The organism is Blautia sp. MSK20_18, assembly GCF_020553125.1.
Lineage (GTDB): Bacteria > Bacillota > Clostridia > Lachnospirales > Lachnospiraceae > Blautia_A > Blautia_A fusiformis.
Genome location: NZ_JAJCGR010000021.1, coordinates 1 through 22,268 on the forward strand (window position 1 = coordinate 1; position 22,268 = coordinate 22,268).

A 22,268-nucleotide genomic window follows, 5' to 3' on the forward strand; every position below is an offset into this window, starting at 1 on the left:
TTGTGAAAAAGCTTCAGAGCTGCGCAGGTAAGGCGGATATGTTTGTCGAACGGAGTCGAAATAAATCAATAGACAAAAAGAGCGTATTGTGCTACTCTGAAAGCACGAATCACGTGGCGATTGGCATATTTGTATGTGATTTTTCGCATTGAAAGGGAGTGGAACGCGGAATATGAAGAGACCGAAGCTACCGGTGGGAATTGAGAATTTTCAGGAAATTGTGAAAAAGCTTCAGAGCTGCGCAGGTAAGGCGGATATGTTTGTCGAACGGAGTCGAAATAAATCAATAGACAAAAAGAGCGTATTGTGCTACTCTGAAAGCACGAATCACGTGGCGATTGGCATATTTGTATGTGATTTTTCGCATTGAAAGGGAGTGGAACGCGGAATATGAAGAGACCGAAGCTACCGGTGGGAATTGAGAATTTTCAGGAAATTCGTCAGGCGGATTTTTATTATGTAGATAAGACCAGGCTTATCGAACAACTGATCGATCAGTGGGGGAAAGTAAATCTTTTTACAAGACCTCGGCGTTTTGGGAAAACATTGAATATGAGTATGCTTCGTTGTTTCTTCGAGATCGGGGCAGATGAAGCGCTGTTTGAAGGTCTTTATATTTCCCGGAAACAAGAACTGTGTGAACAGTATATGGGGAAATTTCCGGTAGTGTTTTTATCGCTGAAGAATGTTGATGGACTTACCTTTGAGAATGCACGCTATCAGCTGACAGAACTGGTAGGCAGAGAGGCCAGTCGTTTTCTGTTTTTATTGGAGAGTGACAGACTGACAGAAACGGATAAAGATATATATCGTACATTGATCTCTGTGGAGAATGGCCGATATTCTATGGATGAAAATATTCTTTCTTCTGCGTTGCAGATGTTGTCTCAGCTGTTGCATAAGCATTATGGGCAGAAGACGATCATTCTTATAGATGAATATGATGTTCCTCTGGATAAGGCTTTTCAGCATGGATATTATAAAGAAATGGTGCTCATGATACGCGGTGTGTTCGGACAGGCACTTAAGACTAACGATTCTCTGTATTTTGCAGTATTAACAGGGTGTCTTCGCGTGTCTAAAGAGAGTATTTTTACAGGACTTAATAACTTCAAAGTGCTTTCGATCACGGATCATCGATTTGATGAGCATTTTGGTTTCACAGATGATGAGGTCTGCAGATTGCTTACAGCATATGGCATGGAGGATCATCTTTCCGAAACAAAGGAATGGTATGATGGATATCATTTTGGAAATACGGATGTGTACTGTCCATGGGATGTGATCAATCATGTAGATTGTCTGCGTGGGAATCCGGATGCGGAGCCGCTGTCTTATTGGATCAATACCAGTGGGAATGAACTGGTAAGGAGATTTATTGACAGGGCAGATAAGACTACGAGAGATGAGATAGAGCGTCTGATCGCAGGTGAGTCTATTGAGAAAACGATCCGTATGGAGTTGACCTATGATGAAATCGATAACAGTCTGGATAATCTCTGGAGTGTATTATTTACTACAGGATATCTTACACAGGCAGGGAAGACCGAACGGGGAGTGTATCGTCTGACCATTCCGAACAGGGAGATAAGAGAAGTTTATGTGCTTCAGATAAAGGAATGGTTTGACCGCGCAGTGCTGAAAGAGGCGGAGCCGACGAAAAATCTGCTGAAAGCAATAAAAGAAGGGAATGCAGGTGAGATTGAGGAACGCCTTACAAAGATTCTGGGAAATACGATCAGTATTTTTGATACAAAAGGACGAAATGAAGAAAAAGAAATTTTTTATCATGGACTTTTGTTGGGGCTTTTGCGTAGTGATCCAAACTGGCTTGTTCAGTCTAATGCGGAATCTGGAGATGGTTTTGCAGATATTCTGGCAGAACCGGAAGATCCGGATGCCGGGATCGTTATCGAGCTGAAGTATTCTCAGACTTTTTCAGGACTGCAAAATGCATGTGAAAGAGCGCTGGCACAGATCAGAGAAAAGCGGTACGATGAACGGTTACGTAATGAAGGAAGAAATAATATTCTGGCGTATGGAGTTGCTTTTTGTAAGAAGCGATGTAAAGTGGCTGTTCAGAGGCTGTAAATCTGCTGGAAATATAGATAATATTATTGATGTTCATACAGAAAGATAAGAACAATTCTGATCGATCTGTATGACACATCAATATATAAGATAAGTTATAAATATTAACACACAAAGGAGAGCAAGAAATGGGAAAATATTTTGGTACAGATGGCTTCCGTGGAGAAGCGGGTGTTTCGTTAACTGCAGATCATGCATTTAAGATCGGGCGTTTTCTGGGATGGTATTATAATGAGCTGCGCAGAAGAGCGGGGGAGACGGCTGCGGCCAGGATCGTGATCGGCAAGGATACCCGACGTTCCAGCTATATGTTTGAGTATTCGCTGGTTGGCGGGCTGGTGGCATCCGGAGCGGATGCTTATCTTCTTCATGTGACAACAACGCCGTCTGTGGCTTATGTTGCCCGTACCGATGGCTTTGACTGCGGTATCATGATCTCTGCCAGCCATAATCCTTATTATGATAACGGGATCAAGCTGATCAACGGCCAGGGTGAGAAGATGGAGGAGGAGATCATCGCTCTGGTGGAGGATTATCTGGATGACCGTCTTCAGCTGTTCGGAGAGAAATGGCATGAGATTCCTTTTACAAAGGGCGGTGAGATCGGCAGGACGGTGGATTATTCGGCAGGCCGGAACCGTTACATAGGATATCTGATCTCCTTGGGAGTATATTCCTTTAAGGGAATGCGGATTGGACTGGACTGTGCCAACGGAAGTGCATGGAATATCGCAAAGGCGGTTTTTGATGCGCTGGGAGCGAAGACTTATGTGATCAATGCTGAGCCGGATGGTACCAATATCAATAACAATGCCGGTTCCACCCATATCGAGGGTCTCCAGAAGTTTGTAGTGGAGAAGGGACTGGATGTTGGCTTTGCCTACGACGGAGATGCGGACCGCTGTCTCTGTGTGGATGAGAAGGGAAATGTGGTTAGCGGGGATGCGATCCTTTATGTGTACGGCCGTTATATGAAGGAGCGCGGAAAGCTTCTCACCAATACGGTTGTGACTACGGTAATGTCCAATTTTGGCCTTTACAAGGCTTTTGATGCTCTTGATATCGAGTATGCGAAGACTGCAGTAGGGGATAAATATGTTTATGAATATATGATGCAGAATGGCTGCCGTATTGGTGGTGAGCAGTCCGGGCACATTATTTTTTCCAAGTATGCATCTACCGGGGATGGCATCCTTACAAGTCTGAAGATGATGGAAGTTATAATGGCAAGGAAGAAAAAGCTCAGTGAGCTTACTGCTGATCTGGCGATCTATCCCCAGGTTCTTGAGAACGTGCGTGTCCATGACAAGGCAGCAGCGCAGGCAGATGTGGATGTGCAGGCAGCAGTAGAGAGTGTGGCTGAGGCGCTTGGAGACACCGGAAGGATCCTGGTGAGAGAATCCGGCACAGAACCTCTGCTTCGTGTTATGGTAGAGGCAGAGAGTGAGGAGCTTTGCAGAAAATATGTGGACCAGGTGGTTGAGATCGTCCGTAAGAAGGGGCATGTGGCAGAGTGATGTCCTGGATGCAGACCGCAGGTGTCTGAAGAACGGAGCAGTCAGAAGAATATAAAAATGCAATAAGAGGAGAAAAAAATCATGTGTGGAATTGTAGGTTTTACAGGCAGGCATCAGGCAGCACCCATCCTTCTGGACGGGCTTTCCAAACTAGAATACAGAGGATATGATTCCGCCGGCATCGCAGTGCGTGACGGGGAAAAGGATATTGAGATCATTAAGGCGAAGGGCCGTCTGAAGGTCCTTCTGGAGAAAACAAACGCAGGTGAATCTGTTCCGGGTATGTGCGGGATCGGTCATACCCGCTGGGCAACTCACGGAGAACCATCAGAGGTCAATGCCCATCCTCATGTCAGTGATAACGGAAATGTGGCAGCTGTGCATAACGGTATTATCGAGAATTACCAGGAGCTGAAGGAGAAGCTTCTCCGCAGGGGATATTCTTTTTATTCTTCCACAGATACGGAGGTTGCTGTGAAGCTGGTGGATTATTACTACCAGAAATACGGCGGATCTCCGGTTGAGGCAGTGCGTCATGCCATGGTGCGTATCCGTGGTTCCTATGCGCTGGTAATGATGTTCCGTGATTATCCGGAAGAGATCTTTGTAGCGAGAAAAGACAGCCCTATGATCCTGGGTGTGGAGAATGGAGAATCCTATATCGCATCGGATGTTCCTGCGATCCTGAAGTATACAAGAAATGTTTATTATATCGGAAATCTGGAGCTGGCATGTGTAAAACCGGGTGAGATCACTTTTTACAATCTGGATGGTGAGGAGATCGAGAAGGAGCCTAAGATCATTGAGTGGGATGCAGAGGCAGCGGAGAAAGCCGGTTTTGAGCATTTCATGATGAAGGAGATCCATGAGCAGCCGAAGGCAGTCGCAGATACACTGAATTCCGTTATCCGGGAGGACAAGCTGGATCTGACAGAGATCGGTCTGGATGATGAGAGGATCCGCAGCATCAGCCAGGTTTATATCGTGGCCTGCGGCTCTGCTTACCATGTGGGAATGGCTGCACAGTATGTGATCGAGGATCTTGCAGGTCTTCCGGTGCGTGTGGAGCTTGCTTCGGAGTTCCGTTACCGGAAGCCGCTTCTGGATCCTGCCGGCCTGGCAGTGATCATCAGTCAGTCCGGTGAGACTGCGGACAGTCTGGCTGCGCTTCGGGAATGTAAGGAGAAGGGGATCCGCACGCTGGCTATTGTCAATGTGGTGGGCTCTTCCATTGCAAGAGAGGCGGATCATGTATTCTACACACTTGCAGGACCGGAGATCTCGGTTGCTACCACCAAGGCGTACAGTACACAGCTGATCGCTTCCTATGTGCTGGCATTGCAGATGGCACTGGTCCGCGGAAAGATCTCAGAGGAGCAGTGTGAGTCCTACATTAAGGAACTGAAGACACTTCCGGACAAGATCGGCAGGATCATCGAGGATAAGGAAAGGCTTCAGTGGTTTGCCTCCAAGCAGGCCAATGCAAAGGATATCTTTTTTATCGGAAGAGGGATCGATTATGCCATCAGCCTTGAGGGCAGCCTTAAGATGAAGGAGATCAGCTACATCCATTCTGAGGCGTATGCGGCTGGCGAGCTGAAGCATGGCACCATTTCCCTGATCGAGGACGGCACCCTTGTGATCGGTGTCCTGACACAGCCGGAGCTTTATGAGAAAACAGTCAGCAACATGGTGGAGTGCAGGAGCCGTGGAGCGTATCTGATGGGGCTTACTACGTTTGGAAACTATAATATCGAGGATACTGCAGATTTTACGGTTTATATCCCGAAAACAGACCCGCATTTTGCAACTTCTCTGGCAGTGATCCCGCTGCAGCTTCTGGGTTACTATGTCAGTGTAAATAAAGGTCTGGATGTGGATAAGCCGAGAAATCTTGCCAAGAGTGTTACCGTGGAATAAGGAGATCCATTTCACAGAAGGAACATTTTAGCGGCAGTTCCGTGACATCGTGAGAGCATAAAAGGATCATGATATCACGGAACTGTTTTTGCATTTGGCGATTTACGATATTTCTTGCTTTTATCAGTAAAAAAGCGTAAAATGATTAGGATATTTGAATCTGTACAGAGAGTGTCCATATGTAATATTCTCTGTACCATCAAAAATGGAGGATTGCATATGAGAAAAATGGGGAAACATATCCCAGGGCTGATCGTGACGCTTGTGGTTCTGATCACAGCAATCGTATTTGCGGTCATGCTTCTGAATATGAAGGTGATCCCGACGAAGTTCATTGCAGTGATCGGACTGGTAATGCTGGTCCTGATCGTGATCGTCGGGGCGCTTGTATGGAGTACGGATGGTAAGATAAGATTTGTAGTGGGAGTGATCCTGGCAGCAGTTTTTGCAGCAGTATTCATTCTCGGAAGTATGTATGTTTATAAGACACATTCCACACTGGCAGGGATCTCCGGTGTGAACACAGAGATTACGGAGGTCGGCATTTATGTCCGTGCAGATGATTCTGCAGATTCCATAGAGGCTACAGCAGATTATGTGTATGGTGTGCTGACAGATCTTGACAGAGCCAATTCGGACAAGGCTATCCAGGAAGTGGATTCCGAGACAGGCAAGACTGTGCAGGTCCAGGAGTATGCAGGACTTACAGAGCTGGTTGACGGTCTTCTGAACGGACAGACAGGTGCGATCGTGCTGAACAGCGCATATTTAAGTGTTATTGAAGAGATGGATGGATATTCCGATATTTCTTCCAGGATCAAAGAGCTGACCGTGAAGAAGGTGGAGACGACCATTGAGCCCCAGGAGACAGAGGCGAAGGCTGAAGAGCGTACCAATGACGGTTCTGTATATACCATCTTTATCAGTGGTATCGACAGCCGCAGCGGCCTTGTTGCAAAGAGCCGAAGCGATTCCAATATCATTGCTACGGTAAATACAGCTACCAGACAGGTGCTTCTGGTTTCCACACCTCGTGATTATTTTGTACCGCTTTCTATTTCAGGCGGACAGAGAGATAAGCTGACACATGCAGGTATCTATGGTATCAATGTATGTATGGATACTCTGGGAATGCTTTATAATGAGGATATCAACTATTATTTCCGTATCAACTTTGCGGGATTTGAGCAGCTGATCAATTCGCTTGGCGGAGTTACTGTTTATTCTGACTATGACTTTGATTCCAAGAATGAGACAGGATATCACTTCAATCAGGGAGAGAACTACCTGAACGGTGAGCAGGCTCTGGTATTCAGCCGTGAGCGTTATGCCTTTAAAGAGGGCGACCGTCAGCGTGGCAAGAACCAGATGGCAGTGATCAAGGGTGTGATCAACAAGGCTCTTTCACCGGAGCTTCTGAAGAATTATTCTTCTGTTCTTTCCAGCATCCAGGGATGCTTTGAGACCAATATCTCCTACGAGGAGATCGCCAGACTGCTCCAGCAGCAGTTGAACAACGGCGGTGACTGGAACATCGTAAGCTACAGTGTAAATGGTACCGGTGACACACAGAAGCCGTATTCTATGAGCCAGAAGGCTTACGTTATGATTCCGGATGAGTCTACCGTTCAGAAGGCGGAGGCCATGATGAAGAAGGTTCGTGACGGAGAGACTGTTTCCCAGGAGGAGGCAGACAGTGCAACATCAGCGGCAGCAACTACGGATAATGATGCACAGGCAGCTGCAGAGGGAAGTACAGCAGAAGCGCAGGGTGAGACTGCAGATGCCACACAGAATGGCACAGCAGATGCCCAGGCAGCAGACGGAACTGTTGCACAGCAGTAAGATAAAATTATTAAATTTTAGCATAAGAACAGCCGGGGAAGCGTAAAGCTTTCCACCGGCTGTTTTTTCATGAGAAACAGAACGAAAAAAATCCACCGGCGATCACCGATGGATTTTTTTTTACAGGATCTCTTTCAGATATCTTTCCAGGGCATCCTGCCATGTTGGAAGTGGCTGAAAGCCGTTTTTTACAAGCTTGGATTTATCCAGGCGGCTGTTGAATGGACGTACAGCCTTGGAAACGCCGTACTCTGCAGTTGTGACAGGAGATACCTCTACTTTTTCGTATTCCTTGTGGCCGAGGGCAGCAGCCTGGCGGAAGATCTCTTTAGTGAAATCATACCAGCTGATGAAGCCGCCTTCGTTGGTTGCGTGATAGTAGCCGTATTTCTCTGTCTCGACCATGTCTACCAGAAGACGTGCAAGGTCGTAGGTGTAGGTCGGAGTTCCGATCTGGTCACTGACTACGGTAAGCTTGTCATGGGTTTTTCCCAGATTTACCATGGTACGGATAAAGTTTTTGCCGTTTTTGCCGAATACCCATGCAATACGTACGATAAAGAATTTATCTACAGTGCCGGATACTGCCAGTTCACCGTCAAGCTTGGTCTGACCGTATACGTTCTGTGGAGCGTAGTCCTTGCAGTCCGGATCCCATGGTGTGGTTCCCTGGCCGTCAAAAACGTAGTCTGTGGAAATATACATCATCTTGATGCCAAGCTCCTTGCAGATGTCCGCAATGTTCTGTGTTCCTACAACATTGACAAGACGTACCTTCTCACGGTTTTCCTCGTCCTCTGCAGCGTCTACGGCTGTCCATGCGGCACAGTGTACCACTGCATCAGGCTTTACCTCACGGATGGTTTTTGCTACCGCTTCTTTATCTGTGATATCAAGCTGCACATAAGGCATGGTGGTAACAGGAGTACCATCAGCGATGCCGCTGTAGGAAGGAGCAATGTCACTTCCTACGCCTTCATGTCCACGGCCGGACAGTTCATTCATTACGTCATGGCCAAGCTGGCCGCCAACACCTGTTACGAAAAATCTCATGCTTTAACCTCCTCGCGGTTTCCATACATTTTTTCGTAGTAGTTCTGATACTCACCGGAGATGATGGTTTCCCACCATTCCTTGTTGTCAAGGTACCATTTGATGGTCTTTTTGATTCCGTCTGCGAATTTTGTTTCAGGAAGCCATCCAAGCTCATTGTGGATCTTGGTCGGGTCGATAGCGTAGCGCATGTCATGGCCTTTACGGTCTGCTACATGTGTGATCAGGCTTTCCGGTTTGCCAAGCTCCTTGCAGATCAGTTTTACGATATCGATGTTTTTCATCTCATTATGTCCGCCTACATTGTAAACCTCGCCTACACGTCCTTTGTGGATGATCAGGTCGATGGCACGGCAGTGATCCTCAACATAGAGCCAGTCGCGGACATTTTCGCCCTTTCCGTAAACCGGGAGTGGTTTGTCGTTCAGAGCGTTGGCGATCATCAGCGGGATCAGCTTTTCCGGGAAGTGATACGGGCCGTAGTTGTTGGAGCAGCGGCTGATGGTCACAGGCAGGCCGTAGGTTCTGTGGTATGCGAGAACAAGAAGGTCAGCACCTGCTTTGGAGGAGCTGTACGGGCTGCTTGTATGGATCGGAGTTTCCTCTGTGAAGAAGAGGTCCGGTCTGTCAAGCGGAAGATCTCCGTAAACCTCGTCTGTGGAAACCTGATGATAACGCTGGATTCCGTATTTACGGCAGGCATCCATGAGAACAGCAGTCCCCTTGATGTTGGTGTCAAGGAATACCTCCGGGTTTTCGATGGAACGGTCTACGTGGCTCTCAGCTGCGAAGTTTACCACGATGTCAGGATGCTCCTCCTCGAAAAGCTTGTAAACAGCGTCACGGTCTGTGATGCTTTCCTTTACAAAGCGGAAGTTCGGTTTGTCCATGACCGGTGCAAGAGTGGAAAGGTTTCCGGCATAGGTCAGGCAGTCCAGGCATACGATACGGTAATCCGGATGAGCCTCCATCATATGAAAAATAAAGTTGCTTCCGATAAATCCGGCGCCGCCGGTAACGATGATTGTCATAAAAAATCTCCTTTATAATAAATGATTGATCTTATGCGGATTCCGTCGAAACGGAGTCCGCAGGTAAATGCAGTGTCGGAAAATCAGATCGGCTTAGTGAAGCGCGTCCAGATATTTTCCGTCCAGAACATCCTTGAGATACTGGCCATACTGGTTTTTCTTAAGGATTTCGTAAACCTTGAGCACGTCCTCCTTTGTGATCCAGCCGTTTAAGTAAGCAATCTCCTCAAGGCATGCGATCTTGCGGTGCTGATGCTGCTCCATGGTTTTTACGAAGTTGGTTGCCTCTACAAGGCTTTCGTGTGTACCGGTATCCAGCCATGTGAAGCCCTGGCCCAGAAGCTCAACGTTCAGCTGTCCCTTCTCAAGGTAGATACGGTTCAGGTCAGTGATCTCAAGCTCGCCTCTTGCGCTTGGCTTTAGATTTTTTGCGTACTCTACAACCTTGTTGTCGTAGAAGTAGAGACCGGTTACACAGTAGTTGCTTTTTGGCTTTTCCGGTTTCTCTTCAATGGAAACAGCTTTTCCGTTCTGGTCGAATTCCACGATGCCGAAACGCTCCGGATCATCTACATAGTATCCGAAAACAGTGGCACCTTTGCCTGTTTCTGCGTTGTCTACAGCAGCTTTCAGGCGCTTTTTGAGGCCATGTCCTGCGAAAATGTTGTCACCAAGGACCATACATACGGTGTCGTTGCCGATGAATTCCTCGCCGATGATAAATGCCTGAGCAAGTCCGTCCGGGCTTGGCTGTACAGCGTAGGTAAGGTTGACACCGAACTGATGGCCGTCACCGAGAAGCTCCTCAAATCTCGGGGTATCCTGCGGGGTGGAGATGATCAGGATATCACGGATGCCTGCGTTCATAAGAACAGACATAGGATAGTAGATCATCGGTTTGTCAAAGATCGGCAGAAGCTGTTTGGAGGTCACCATGGTAAGTGGGTAAAGACGTGTTCCGGAGCCTCCGGCTAAAATAATTCCTTTCATATGTTTTCTCCTTTGCGTGATGATGTGCAGCATAAGTCGTGCCTGCACATAACTTTGTTACTGTAACTGTATTATAAAAGGTGACGCAAGGTCACCTTCAAGAGCTTTTTTCATATTTTTTATTTTTGGCTATTTTTCACAAAGAAATACGCCGGCATCCTTGGTAATGCGGAATCCTTTGGCAGTTTTTCTGGCGGTGTAGGCCCGGAATTCCTTGTAACGGTCCAATATATACTGATTCTGGTTGCCGTGGCAGGAGAGGACGTAGGAGATCAGCGGCTCCGCATCCTGGACCAGAAGGCAGTCTTCATAAGAAAGCCACTGAGCCTTTGGGAAAAAGGGCGCCAGGATACTCTGGCCGTTTTCACGTCCGAACCGTTCATAAAGCCGGTCTGCGGAAAGCACGATCCGTTCATCAAAATCCTGCACCAGCTGGCTGACCTCCTGCATATGTGCCTTTCCGTAAGCACTGCAGAGAAATCTTCCGCCGGGAGCGAGGACACGGCGGACTTCCTTCAGGACGGAGGGAATATCATCGCAGTAAAAAAGCACGTGATTGGCGATCACCAGATCAAAGCTTTCGTCCTTGCAGGGGATTTTTCTGCAGTCAAAGGCCCGGAACGCAAACCGGGTATCCGAGGAACCGATGGCTCGTCTGGCATCGCGGAGCATACCGCTGGAAATATCGGAAAGTGTGATGGAGATATCCTCCGGCAGAAGGGAAAGGTTGTCGGTCCATAACGTTCCGTCCCCGCAGCCCAGCTCCAGAATACGAAGACCGGGTGAGATCCGGCACTGCTCAAAGATCCAGGGAAACCATCCCTGTTTGTTCTGGGAGTACAGGCTGTGAAGGTTGATCCTGGAGGAAATGTTGGTGGCATTCTGATACTGATTCTTGAGGCTTTTTTCCATGCCGGTCAGGTGGATCAGGTTCAGCATCTGGCTCCAGTCAATGGTGTGCTGTTCCTTTATCATCTGTGCGGTATCCTGGATCGCTTTTTCCACCAGCTGCATCTGTTCGATCCGGTCACGGACCAGACGAAGCTGGATATTCAGAGAATTCAGCATGAAATGATAATCGGAATCACCGATGGTCATTTCACGGATGTCATCCAGGGAAAAGCCCAGGTATTTCAGAAGGAGGATCTGCTGAAGCCTTGCAAAATCCTCATCTGTATAAAAACGTGCGCCGGATTCGGTGACGAGAGAGGGTTTCAGGATATCCTGTTTATCATAATAGCGGACAGTACGCAGAGTTACGTGTGCCATGCGTGCAAATTCGCCGGAAGAATAGTAGCCGTCTTTTTTCATAAAAAATAGAATCCTTTCTGAGGAAATAACAAACATCCTGTCATAGAAGTCATAAAAGAATTATAATTCAGATCCGGAAGCCGTACAAGAGTAAAACGTATAAGAGTAAACCGTACAGGAGAAAAACAGCATTGACAAAATTCTGCTGGTTTGTTAGTATATCGTTTCGAAAAAAAGGAACCCCGGAATCATATTTCCGGGATAAGCGTTCGATATAAAAAGGAGTAATTTTTATGCGAAACCGTACTCTGGATATGGTAAAGGCGATCTGTGCTTATGCAGTTGTGCTTCTTCACGTCCATTTTCCGGGAAATGCCGGAATTATAGCCAATGTACTTGCCAGATTTGCAGTACCTGTGTTTTTTATGGTATCCGGATATTTTTGTTTCCGTGGCGATGATACGGAATTTATAAGAACCGGAAAAAAGATCCGGCATGTTCTGAAGCTGATGCTTGTGGCATTTCCGGTCTGCTGTCTGTGGGAGCTGATCCAGAACCACATCGACGGAGCAAGCCAGAAGGAATGGCTGGAAGCCCTGGTTTCGGGGGAACATATCCGCCAGTTTCTTCTATATAATAACAGCTCTCAGGTGAAATGGCATCTGTGGTTTCTCCCGGCACTGCTCTATTGTTATCTTCTTTTTGCCCTGGCAGCAAGATTCCGGATTTGTAAGCAGGCATATGTTCTGATACCGGTGCTTCTTCTGATCCATTTCGGAATGGAGGAATTTTCGACCTTCCTGTTCCCGGAAAGGCATTTCCGTGTTATGCAGTTTCGCAACTATCTGTTTACCGGATTTCCGTTTTTTATGTTGGGACATCTGATACACAGATATCAGGAAAAGCTGGAAGCCTGTTTTGCAGGAAAAAAAGTGCTTCTTTTGTATGGCATGGCAGCTGGCGGCGGGATCGCAAGTCTGCTGGAATACCGGTATTTTGGCAAACTGGAATTGTTTCTGGGTTCAGTATTTATGGCTGTTGGCCTTTTTCTCATTGCAATCATGGGAAAGAATCGGAAAGTGCCCGAGCTTCCGGTAGCCATCGGTCAGAAATATGCATTTTTTATTTATCTGTTCCATCTCTGTGTGGCTGACATCCTGAAGGATGTGGCTGTGGCAGCAGGAATTGAGAAAAATCTCTTATATTTGTGGATGAGACCGGTGATGGTCTGTGTTCTTGTGACTGCTGTGGCGGTAATGTATGGATATGGAATGAGGATCTGTCGGAAATAGAAGAGTTTATGGTATTTTCATATTTATGCGCTGTGATTTTGTACCAAAATATGCTAAAATATCCTTTATTGATAAGTCACAGCACCCACCCGGAAGATGCGGGGAAAGCGACTGGAATATCCCGCTTCAGGGTAAAAAATACTGAGATATGAAAGACAAAGGAGATTTTTATGGATTTACAAAACAGAGCGGAGGCCGGCAGTGACGGACACGATGAGAGTGTACTGAATCCGGAGATGCCCAACGAAACTGATCTGACGAAGAAGGAACGCCGCCGGATCGAAAGAGAGAAACTGAAGGGAATGGGAACAGGTAAGAAGATTCAGTATATCTGGATGTATTATAAGATACATATGCTGTGCGTGCTTCTTGCCATTGGCGGAGTCTGTCTGGGAGTGAATATTTATCGTCACGCACAGATGAAGACGGTGCTTTCCATTGCGGTGGTGAATGCAGGAAATTATGACTCTGAGAAGGTGGAAGAGGATGCTCTGAAGACACTGGGAACAGAGGATAAATATGCAGAAGTCAGTGTGGCGCAGAATCTGATGACGGACGAGACAGGAGAGGATTTTGATTACTATGCCAGGATCGCATATGTGACGGAAATCCAGAGTGCTACCGTTGATGTCCTGATCATGCCGAAGGAACTCTATGAACATGAGAAAGACAGCGGAATGTATGCAGATCTCAGGGAAACGTTTGGAGATGAGGTGTTTGAGTCTCTGGGCGCTGTGGATGATCAGCATCTGGAGCTTGACGGCAGCAGTAGTGTTGCTCAGGAATTTGGCCTGAGATATGATCCGGTGTGCATCTGCCTTCCGGGTAATGTGAAGAATAAAGAGAATGCGTTGAAATGGATCCAGTCTGTTCTGAAATGATGGATCCATATGCTTAGCTGAGTACAGAGATAAATAAGGCCTCCGGTTCGTAACACAGGAACCGGAGGCCTTATTATATATGAATATTACAGTGTATCGTTACGTTTGATGTATCCTAGCTCATCCGCAGGACGGATGATCTCCTTGGCATGCGTGATCTTGGCATGCTTGTCTACCACCAGATTTTCGATATGGACATTCTCACCGATGGTGCAGTCTGCAAGAACTACACAGTTCTTGATAACAGCGCCCTTTTTGATGGTACAGCCACGTCCGACAATGGAATTCTCTACAGTTCCCTCGATCATGGAGCCGTTGGAAATAACGGAGTTGGAAACATTGGCTGTGTCAAAATAATGGGTCGGACAGGAGTTGTTGGTGCGTGTATAGATCGGCCAGTTATCATGGAAAAGATCGGTTGCAGTTTTGTAGTCGATCAGATCCATATTTGCATCGTGATAGCTCTTGAAATCAGTGATCGATGCAAAATATCCGCGATGAGATATACCACGCACATCCAGCTCACCGTCTCTGCAGCCGGCATTGATCACGTCTGCAAGGGTATAAAGAGAGGAGATCTCTTTTGCCTTATGGATGAGGCTGATGAAAAGCTCCTTGCTCATTACGTAGGTATCCATGAAAATGTTGCGGTTCTTTGCATTGCCGTGGTTGTGCTCAATGGAGAGAACACCCTTCTGACGGTTCAGGTTCAGGATGTGGCAGTTCAGATAGTTCTCCTTGGCATTATCAACGGAATGATAAAGCATGGTCACATCTGCACCGGATTCGATATGGGCATCGATCAGCTTGGAATAGTCGGTGGTGTAGATCATGTAATTCGGAGCGATAACAACATACGGATAATGAACTGCTTCGATGCACTCCAGATTGGAGTAGTAGTTGTCGATATCGGTGTTATAGATATCGTTGACTCCGGAATGCTCTGAAAAGAGGAGTTGGAGATTACCGCTCTTGGAGTTGATGTTGTAGTGACGTCCGGTTCCGAGATGTTCTACAAGAGAACGGGGTTTGTTCTTTACATAGACCTGAATGTACTCAATTCCGCTGTTGGTCATATTTGAGATCGGGAAGTCGATGACACGATATCTTCCGAGAAATGAAAAGGCGCCGATCGCACGGTAGTCCTGAAGCCCCTCCACATGGATATTTCTTTCTGAGGAATTCACGATTCCAAATGCTTTAAACATATTACTCAGCCCCCTTTACACGTTTTGATACAAGTTCGATGTGCTCACTGTCCTTGGAACCGACACGAGCATTGGCACCGATCACGACTCCGTCTGCAACGAGAGCACGCTGGACAACGGCACCTGCTTCAACAACAACACCCGGCATCAGGACACTGTCGATGATCTTGGCACCAGGACCGACCTTGACGCCTGTGAAAAGTACGGAGTTGGTGATCTCACCTTCTACAACACAGCCCTGAGTAATGAAAGCAGTGTTGATCACAGCTGTATCACAGATATACTGTGGAAGAGAGGTAGCATCCTCAGTGTAGATTTTCCAGGTAGGATCGTTAAGATCCAGTTCACTGTTAGGACTGAGAAGATCCATGTTTGCTTCCCAGAGGGAATCGATGGTTCCTACATCCTTCCAGTAGCCTTTGAACTTGTAGGCGTAGAGTGCTTTGTCCTGTGCAAGGAGTGTAGGGATGATGTCTTTACCGAAATCGTGATTGGAATCCGGATTTTTGATATCTGCCAGCAGGAGCTTGCGCAGAAGCTTCCAGTTGAATATGTAGATACCCATGGAGGCAAGATTGCTCTTCGGGTGTTCCGGTTTCTCCTCAAATTCCACGATGCGATCATCTTCACCGGTGTTCATGATACCGAAACGGCTGGCTTCCTTCATGGGAACCTCGATAACTGCAATAGTCGCATCTGCCTTATGCTGGATATGGTCATCAAGCATCTTTGCATAATTCATCTTATAGATATGGTCACCGGAAAGGATCAGAAGGTATTCCGGGTTCTGTGAGTCGATGAAATCAATATTCTGAGAGATCGCATCAGCTGTTCCACGGTATACATCCAGACCGGCATCAGCCTTCTCACGTGGGGGAAGTACATAAACTCCGCTGTCCTTGGCATCAAGGCCCCAGCGGCCACCGGCTGCTACATAGCTGTTCAGTAAAACTGATTCATACTGTGTCAGTACACCTACGACATCAATGCCGCTGTTGGCACAGTTACTGAGCGGAAAATCCACGATACGGTATTTACCGCCATAACCAACGGCTGGCTTGGCAACTTTATTCGTCAACTCGTGAAGACGACTTCCTCTTCCACCGGCCAGGATCATTGCTAACATACTGTTTTGTTTCATGGCGAATCCTCACTTTCATTTCTTGTTTACTGCCAGGTGTCTTTAACCATAAAAACAATAAACTTTGTTAATATTATACACCTTTCAAAAAAGAAAATCCAGTTTTTTGTGCAAAAAAACGTTATTTTTATATTGGGAAATTAGACGGATTTGGGAAAATTGATGGATGATCTGTCGAAAAAAAGAAACGCTTAAGAAGGTTCCGGGATGCTGAAAAAACAGTAACACTGAAAATAGCCGGATTTCGGATACATCGGCGAAGATTCTTGCGGAAAATGTGAAAGCAGTGTATTCTGTAAAAAAAGTCCGGAATACAGCGGAGAAAGGATATCGATATCAGACAGGGAGAAGACAGGATGAAAGAAGAAAGAATTTCCAATTATGTAAAACTATGTGAAGAGTGGGCACAACGCTTTTTGAAGATGGATCAGGCAGATCTGCATAAACGGGTGCCGGAACTGAAGGAAGAAAACGGGTTTCTCACGATCATTCATTTCGGAAGAAGATATGGGGTGAGTCTGGAAGACGGCAGTATCCGGAGCCTGGATGGACAGAGAGAACCGGATACTACGGAGATGCTGAATATTTATACGCTTCTGGGGTATGCGAAAGAGGGGGCTTTTATTATGGATAAGTGGGTCCCTTTTGCAGATCTCAGGAATGCAAGACCATTTGCGCCGGCGTATCAGATCGGAGAGACGGATGTGTTCAGTGCTACATTTTCCGGCCATGAAAAGGAATTGAGGGAGGCGTTTCAGAAGCTTGACGGCAGGGAACTGCCCCAGGGTGATGTGGGATATGAGATCAGGGCCTTTGACTGTATGCCTATGAGATTCTTTTTCTGGGAACGGGACGAGGAGTTTGAAGCACAGGGAAATATCCTGTTTGATTACAGTGCCACAGATTTCAATCATGTGGAGAGTGCGGTATCCATAGCAGATTCCGGGATCAAAAGGCTTGCGGAGCTTGCAGGGGTTCCGCTCAGGGGGAAATCCTTTCAGATGCGCTGATAATCGAAATATAATAAAACCAATATGAAAAATAAATAATACGAAAGATAATTGCAGTTATCAGAAAAATCGTATATAATGAAGGAATATTTAAGGATTTTGAGACAGTAACTGTCACGAAGGATCTATGAGAAATTTACGAATCCGGAGGTGATGCTCGTGGGGAAAAATGCATCGGGAATGTATGTCATAGATGAGGATTATAAGATTATCAGCTATAACCTGGCAGCACGTGAGATCTATCCGCAGCTGAAGAGGGGCGAGAAATGCTATCACTGTCTGAGAAACAGAGAAACTCCCTGTGAGATCTGTCCGGTCGTTAACGGGATCAAAGGTCCGAAGAACTATCTGGAATCGGGACGGAATATCCTGCGTTCGGTTGATGCTGTGGAGATTCCGCTGGAATCCGGCGGGACAGGACATGCCCTTGTTTTTTCGGATACAGAGACGAATGATGAGATCAGCAGCGGAATGATGGAGAATCCGCTTCTTATGGGGATCATTAATGTTCTCGGAAAAAATTTTATCAATATCTACTCTGTTGACAGAGAGACTCATAAGGTTCAGGTATGCCGCTTCCAGGGGCAGAGTGGAGCTTATGGGGAGGAGGGACTTCGCAGGGATGAATCCTATGAGAAGATCATGGATATTTATATTGAGAGCAGTGTTGCGGCAGAGGACAGGATCCGGATGCATCAGATGATGGATTTTGAGAAGATATGCCAACGTCTTACAAGGATTCCCCAGTTGATGGTACATTATCGTGTACGCCGAAGCAACGGGAGGATTGAATATTTCTATGTGAAATGTGCCAGGGTAGGAACGGCTGAGGATTTTCAGACCGTGGTGTTTGCTTTTGCCAATGAGGATATGGATGTACGGTACAGTGAGATGGAGTCCATACTGGAACCAGGAGGAACAGCATCCGGAAGAAAACTTCTTATTGTAGTGAATGACGAGACGGATCGGAAAGCGCTTACAGAACATCTGGAGGGCAGTTTTGAGGTTATCACTGCGATGAATGAAGCAGAGGGGATGAAGCGTCTGTCTGAGAATTACAAAACCCTTTCTGCAATTCTTCTTGATATGAGTGTGCCGGTATGTGATGAATTTCAGTTTCTGGAGCTGATCCGTGATGATGTGATGCTGACCTCTGTGCCTGTGATCATCATGACCGGAAGTAACCGGTTGGAGGATGAGGTGCGATGTCTGGAACTGGGAGCAGTGGATTTTGTACGGAAACCGTATAATGTCCGTATATTAAAAAGTAAGATCAACAATGTGATCAAGCTGAGAGAGTCCGTGATGGTACTCTCAGCTCTGGAATATGATGATCTTACAGGGCTTTATATCAGACAGGCCTTTTTCCATCATGCAAAGACGCTGATGCGCTTTAATACGAATCAGGATTTTCATGTGGTGGTGGCAGATATAAAGAACTTTAAATGGATCAACGGAACCTATGGAGAGAAGACCGGTGATCAGGTTCTTACTTATCTGGGAGATACGTATAGAAATCAGGTTCGCTACGGGACGGTGGGCAGATATGGAGGAGACCAGTTTGTAGCCATCATATATGGAAAGAAAGAGATCCGTATGGCAGATATGGAGAAATTTATCCACAGGGTCGAGAGTGGAGCACCGATTCCTAATCTGGTGGTCAACTATGGGGTCTATGAGAATGTGGATAAGACACTGCCTTTTACCCTGATCTGTGACAGGGCTTTTCTGGCCATGAAGAGTATCCGGGATGACTATGAGCACCAGATCGCTTTTTATGATGATGAGATGAGACAGAGGCATATCCGTAACGGACAGATGGAGAATGCTTTCGTGGAGGCTATACGCAATGAAGAATTCGTAGTCTACCTGCAGCCGAAATACAGTGTGGAGACAGAAGAGATCGTTGGGGCGGAGGCACTGGTGCGCTGGAAGAGAGCGGAAGGAACTATGGTTTCGCCGGGAGAATTTATCCCTCTTTTTGAGAAGGATGGTCTGATCGTACGCCTTGATGAATATGTTTTCCGAAAGGTATGCAGCATCCAGGGGGAACGTATAAGATCAGGGAAAAAGATACTTCCGATTTCGGTGAATCTGTCACGTGCCAGTATCCATTACGATAATATGATCTGTCGTTATGTGAAGATCGTGGAAGAAAATGGCATTCCGTTTTCTTCTGTTCCCATTGAATTGACAGAAACTGCTGCGTTGTATAATGATCAGATCAGTAAACTCATAGAGGAGATGGTGGATGCAGGATTCAAGCTTCATATGGATGATTTTGGCTCCGGCTATTCATCTATGACAAGCCTGAACCAGCTGCCATTCGATACTCTGAAGCTGGATAAAAGTCTGATCGATTACATAGAGAATTTTCGTGGGCAGCAGGTGATCCGTCATACCATTTCGCTGGCACACAGCCTGGGAATGAAGGTTCTTGCCGAGGGCGTGGAGAAAGCAAAACAGGTGGAGATATTGCGAAGCCTGAACTGCGATGAGATCCAGGGTTTTTATTATGCACGGCCTTTGTCGTGGGAAAACTTTGAAACAGAGGTTATAAGAGCAAAAGGGGCGTGTAAAAAATGAGAGATCATTTTTACACGCCCTTTTTACAGCTAATGCTTCCGGACCTGCTTTTCAATAAGATAAAGTGCAAAATACAGCAGCATGGCAATGATGCAGAGGATCACAATGGACATCAGGACCCATGTAAGCCTGAATGTCTGGCTTCCGTAAATGATCAGGTATCCCAGGCCTTTTCGGGCACCGATAAATTCTCCGATGATCACGCCCACCAGGCAAAGCCCGATGTTGACCTTCATCACACTCAGGATAAGAGGAACGGAGGAGGGCAGGACGATCTTCAGAAGCTTTTCCTTTTTGTGTCCCCCCAGAGTTTCAATCAGCTTCAGCTTTTCCGGATCTGCCTGGCAGAAGCCGGAGTACAGATTGATAACGGAACCGAAGATGGCTACAGACATGCCGGCGACCACAATGGTACGTTCGTTGGCACCAAGCCATACGATCAGAAGAGGGGCCAGAGCAGATTTCGGGAGACTGTTCAGTACCACCAGACATGGCTCCAGGATCCGTGCGATCCGTCGGGAGCACCAGAGAAGTACTGCGGTTCCTACACCCAGGATCACAACAAAAAAGAAACTGACAAGAGTTTCTGCCAGTGTCACGGCAATATGTGCAAACAGGGACTGATCCCTGCACATGGAAAGAAAGGTCTTTGCGATCAGGGAAGGACTGCTGAAGATAAAGGAATCGATCCATCCAAGATCAGAGGATATTTCCCAAAGTCCCATAAACAGAACAAAAAGAAGTGTCCGTGCAGCCAGGATAATGTGTTTTTCTTTTTTCTGCCGTGCAAGGTATTGTTTCTGCTGTCTGGAAATTTCAGGCATTTTCATTGAGCTCCTTCCATATGATGTTAAAATATTTCTTAAAATCCGGAGCATTTCTGGAGGAGAGGGGAGTGCGGTCGCTGATATCCAGATCGATATCAATGATCTTTCGTACAGTGGCAGGACGTGCAGAAAGGATCAGTACCCGGTCGGCCATGCTGATGGCCTCTGAGATATCGTGAGTGACCAGGATCGCAGGCTTGCCGGAGCTTTTGAGGATTTTTCCGATATCATCACTGACATTTAAGCGGGTCTGGTAATCCAGAGCGGAAAATGGTTCGTCCAGAAGAAGGAGCTCCGGTTCCAGCACCAGGGTCCGGATCAGAGCGGCACGTTGGCGCATTCCGCCGGAAAGCTGGGAAGGGCGGGCATCACGGAAACGGTCCAGACCGTAGGTCTGAAGAAGGGCTTCTGCATGTGCCAGTTTTTCAGGTGTGAGCTCTTTCCGGATCTCCAGGCCGAGAAGGATGTTTTTGTAGATGCTCCGCCATTCCAGAAGATGATCCTTCTGGAGCATATATCCTACAGCGGCACTGCCGGAGGATATCGGACGGTCTCCCAGAGTAATGGAACCGTGCTCCGGAGTGAGCAGGCCGGCAATGAGATTCAGAAGAGTGGATTTTCCGCATCCGGAAGGTCCTACAATGGACAGGAATTCACCGGGCATCAGGTCAAAGGATATATGAGAAAGGGCGGGTGTCTCACCGGACAATGTGTGATAGGAGAGACACACGTCCCGCACTTTCAGGACAGGATTCATGGATGTTGCCTCCTTTTCGTAGATAATGATATAATATTATCATATGTCTGAAACATGAGAAGGCCAATGGCAGAGATGCATACTTTGATGTCTGCCTGAAAACAGTCATAGAGAAAGGAATTACAAACATTGAACAAGAGAAACTACCAGAAAGAACTGGATAAACTGATTGAAAGAAACCAGAAAGAAGGGAAAACCCCCAGACTTTTTCTGCATGCCTGCTGTGCGCCATGCAGCAGCTATGTGATGGAATATCTGTCGCAGTATTTTGAAATCACGATATTTTTTTATAATCCCAATATTGCACCGGTGGAGGAATATTCACACCGCGTGGCTGAGATCCGCCGCCTGATCGGGGAGATGGAGTTTGTCCATCCGGTAACGCTGGTGGAGGGACGGTATGACCCGGAGGAGTTTTACGAGATGGCCAAAGGCCTGGAGAACGTTCCGGAAGGAGGAGAACGGTGCTTTCGGTGTTACCGCCTGCGGATGGAAGAGGCGGCAAAGCTGGCGAAGGAGGGAGGATATGATTATTTCACCACAACATTAAGTATCAGTCCGCTGAAAAATGCACAGAAGATCAATGAGATTGGCGAGGAGCTGGCAGAAATCTATAAAGTGCCACATCTGACTTCAGATTTTAAGAAAAAGAATGGCTACAAGCGTTCTATTGAACTGTCTCATGAGCATGCTTTGTACCGGCAGAATTACTGCGGCTGTGTATTTTCAAAGAAAGAAGCCATGGACAGAGAACGGCTGGTTACTGAGAACCGAGTGAACAGTAACAACGGCTGAAGACAGCAAACGTATAATTATGAAAAACTTTGCATTTTTATAAAAATATGTTACACTAACACAGAAAAGTGCA

At 46.8% G+C, this 22,268-nt stretch carries 17 protein-coding genes; 9 read left to right on the forward strand and 8 right to left on the reverse strand.

Going from position 1 to position 22,268, the window contains the following annotated elements; translation table 11 throughout:
- The first annotated feature begins 390 nt into the window (after positions 1 to 390).
- The 4 genes from LI091_RS11965 (at position 391) to LI091_RS11980 (ending at position 7,373) form a co-directional block, all read left to right on the forward strand.
- Positions 391 to 2,091: an AAA family ATPase gene (locus LI091_RS11965; RefSeq protein WP_173740677.1), complete on the forward strand. Its 1,701-nt coding sequence runs from the start codon at positions 391 to 393 to the stop codon at positions 2,089 to 2,091.
- Positions 2,092 to 2,219: 128 nt separating this feature from the next.
- Positions 2,220 to 3,608 carry a phosphoglucosamine mutase gene (glmM, locus tag LI091_RS11970; RefSeq protein WP_129975949.1) on the forward strand — a complete coding sequence of 463 codons (1,389 nt, stop codon included), beginning with the start codon at positions 2,220 to 2,222 and terminating at the stop codon, positions 3,606 to 3,608.
- An 81-nt stretch (positions 3,609 to 3,689) separates the two neighbouring features.
- Positions 3,690 to 5,528 carry a glutamine--fructose-6-phosphate transaminase (isomerizing) gene (gene glmS / locus LI091_RS11975; RefSeq protein WP_110102076.1) on the forward strand — a complete coding sequence of 613 codons (1,839 nt, stop codon included), beginning with the start codon at positions 3,690 to 3,692 and terminating at the stop codon, positions 5,526 to 5,528.
- A 219-nt stretch (positions 5,529 to 5,747) separates the two neighbouring features.
- On the forward strand, positions 5,748 to 7,373 hold the full coding sequence (locus tag LI091_RS11980) for an LCP family glycopolymer transferase (protein WP_129975947.1): 1,626 nt from the start codon (positions 5,748 to 5,750) through the stop codon (positions 7,371 to 7,373).
- Positions 7,374 to 7,493: 120 nt separating this feature from the next.
- On the opposite strand, the gene rfbD is transcribed toward LI091_RS11980, so the two are convergent.
- From rfbD to LI091_RS12000, 4 genes are all read right to left on the reverse strand, one after another.
- Positions 7,494 to 8,426: a dTDP-4-dehydrorhamnose reductase gene (rfbD, locus tag LI091_RS11985; protein WP_092069245.1), complete on the reverse strand. Its 933-nt coding sequence runs from the start codon at positions 8,424 to 8,426 to the stop codon at positions 7,494 to 7,496.
- Positions 8,423 to 9,457 (reverse strand): dTDP-glucose 4,6-dehydratase, encoded by a 1,035-nt coding sequence (gene rfbB / locus LI091_RS11990; protein ID WP_015525710.1) that lies wholly within the window; start codon positions 9,455 to 9,457, stop codon positions 8,423 to 8,425. Before rfbB ends, rfbD begins: the two co-directional genes overlap by 4 nt.
- A 93-nt stretch (positions 9,458 to 9,550) precedes the next feature.
- Entirely contained in the window at positions 9,551 to 10,447 is an 897-nt protein-coding gene (gene rfbA / locus LI091_RS11995) for a glucose-1-phosphate thymidylyltransferase RfbA (RefSeq protein WP_015525711.1), read from the reverse strand.
- 129 nt (positions 10,448 to 10,576) lie between these two features.
- The gene (locus LI091_RS12000; protein WP_021976536.1) at positions 10,577 to 11,758 is read right to left on the reverse strand and encodes a MerR family transcriptional regulator; all 1,182 of its coding nucleotides are present in this window, start codon (positions 11,756 to 11,758) and stop codon (positions 10,577 to 10,579) included.
- 233 nt (positions 11,759 to 11,991) lie between these two features.
- On the opposite strand from LI091_RS12000, the gene LI091_RS12005 reads away from it, so the two are divergent.
- Both LI091_RS12005 and LI091_RS12010 read left to right on the forward strand, forming a co-directional pair.
- Positions 11,992 to 12,990, forward strand: coding sequence for an acyltransferase (locus LI091_RS12005; RefSeq protein WP_265191183.1), 999 nt, complete (start codon positions 11,992 to 11,994; stop codon positions 12,988 to 12,990).
- Positions 12,991 to 13,160: 170 nt separating this feature from the next.
- Positions 13,161 to 13,871 carry a hypothetical protein gene (locus LI091_RS12010; RefSeq protein ID WP_265191184.1) on the forward strand — a complete coding sequence of 237 codons (711 nt, stop codon included), beginning with the start codon at positions 13,161 to 13,163 and terminating at the stop codon, positions 13,869 to 13,871.
- Positions 13,872 to 13,957: 86 nt separating this feature from the next.
- On the opposite strand, the gene glgD is transcribed toward LI091_RS12010, so the two are convergent.
- The gene (gene glgD, locus LI091_RS12015; protein ID WP_265191185.1) at positions 13,958 to 15,079 is read right to left on the reverse strand and encodes a glucose-1-phosphate adenylyltransferase subunit GlgD; all 1,122 of its coding nucleotides are present in this window, start codon (positions 15,077 to 15,079) and stop codon (positions 13,958 to 13,960) included.
- 1 nt (position 15,080) lies between these two features.
- Positions 15,081 to 16,220 (reverse strand): glucose-1-phosphate adenylyltransferase, encoded by a 1,140-nt coding sequence (locus LI091_RS12020; protein ID WP_021651100.1) that lies wholly within the window; start codon positions 16,218 to 16,220, stop codon positions 15,081 to 15,083.
- Positions 16,221 to 16,576: 356 nt separating this feature from the next.
- Here LI091_RS12020 and LI091_RS12025 point away from each other — a divergent pair, with 356 nt between their 5' ends.
- Together LI091_RS12025 and LI091_RS12030 are read left to right on the forward strand one after the other, a co-directional pair.
- On the forward strand, positions 16,577 to 17,230 hold the full coding sequence (locus LI091_RS12025) for a DUF3786 domain-containing protein (protein ID WP_015525717.1): 654 nt from the start codon (positions 16,577 to 16,579) through the stop codon (positions 17,228 to 17,230).
- Between the two features lie 159 nt (positions 17,231 to 17,389).
- The gene (locus LI091_RS12030; RefSeq protein WP_265191186.1) at positions 17,390 to 19,816 is read left to right on the forward strand and encodes a two-component system response regulator; all 2,427 of its coding nucleotides are present in this window, start codon (positions 17,390 to 17,392) and stop codon (positions 19,814 to 19,816) included.
- A 29-nt stretch (positions 19,817 to 19,845) separates the two neighbouring features.
- Here LI091_RS12030 and LI091_RS12035 read toward each other — a convergent pair whose 3' ends face one another.
- Both LI091_RS12035 and LI091_RS12040 read right to left on the reverse strand, forming a co-directional pair.
- Positions 19,846 to 20,640: an ABC transporter permease gene (locus LI091_RS12035; RefSeq protein WP_022426268.1), complete on the reverse strand. Its 795-nt coding sequence runs from the start codon at positions 20,638 to 20,640 to the stop codon at positions 19,846 to 19,848.
- Positions 20,633 to 21,400: an ABC transporter ATP-binding protein gene (locus LI091_RS12040; RefSeq protein ID WP_022426267.1), complete on the reverse strand. Its 768-nt coding sequence runs from the start codon at positions 21,398 to 21,400 to the stop codon at positions 20,633 to 20,635. Before LI091_RS12040 ends, LI091_RS12035 begins: the two co-directional genes overlap by 8 nt.
- 129 nt (positions 21,401 to 21,529) lie before the next feature.
- Here LI091_RS12040 and LI091_RS12045 point away from each other — a divergent pair, with 129 nt between their 5' ends.
- Positions 21,530 to 22,195: an epoxyqueuosine reductase QueH gene (locus LI091_RS12045; RefSeq protein WP_022426266.1), complete on the forward strand. Its 666-nt coding sequence runs from the start codon at positions 21,530 to 21,532 to the stop codon at positions 22,193 to 22,195.
- Positions 22,196 to 22,268 lie beyond the last annotated feature (73 nt).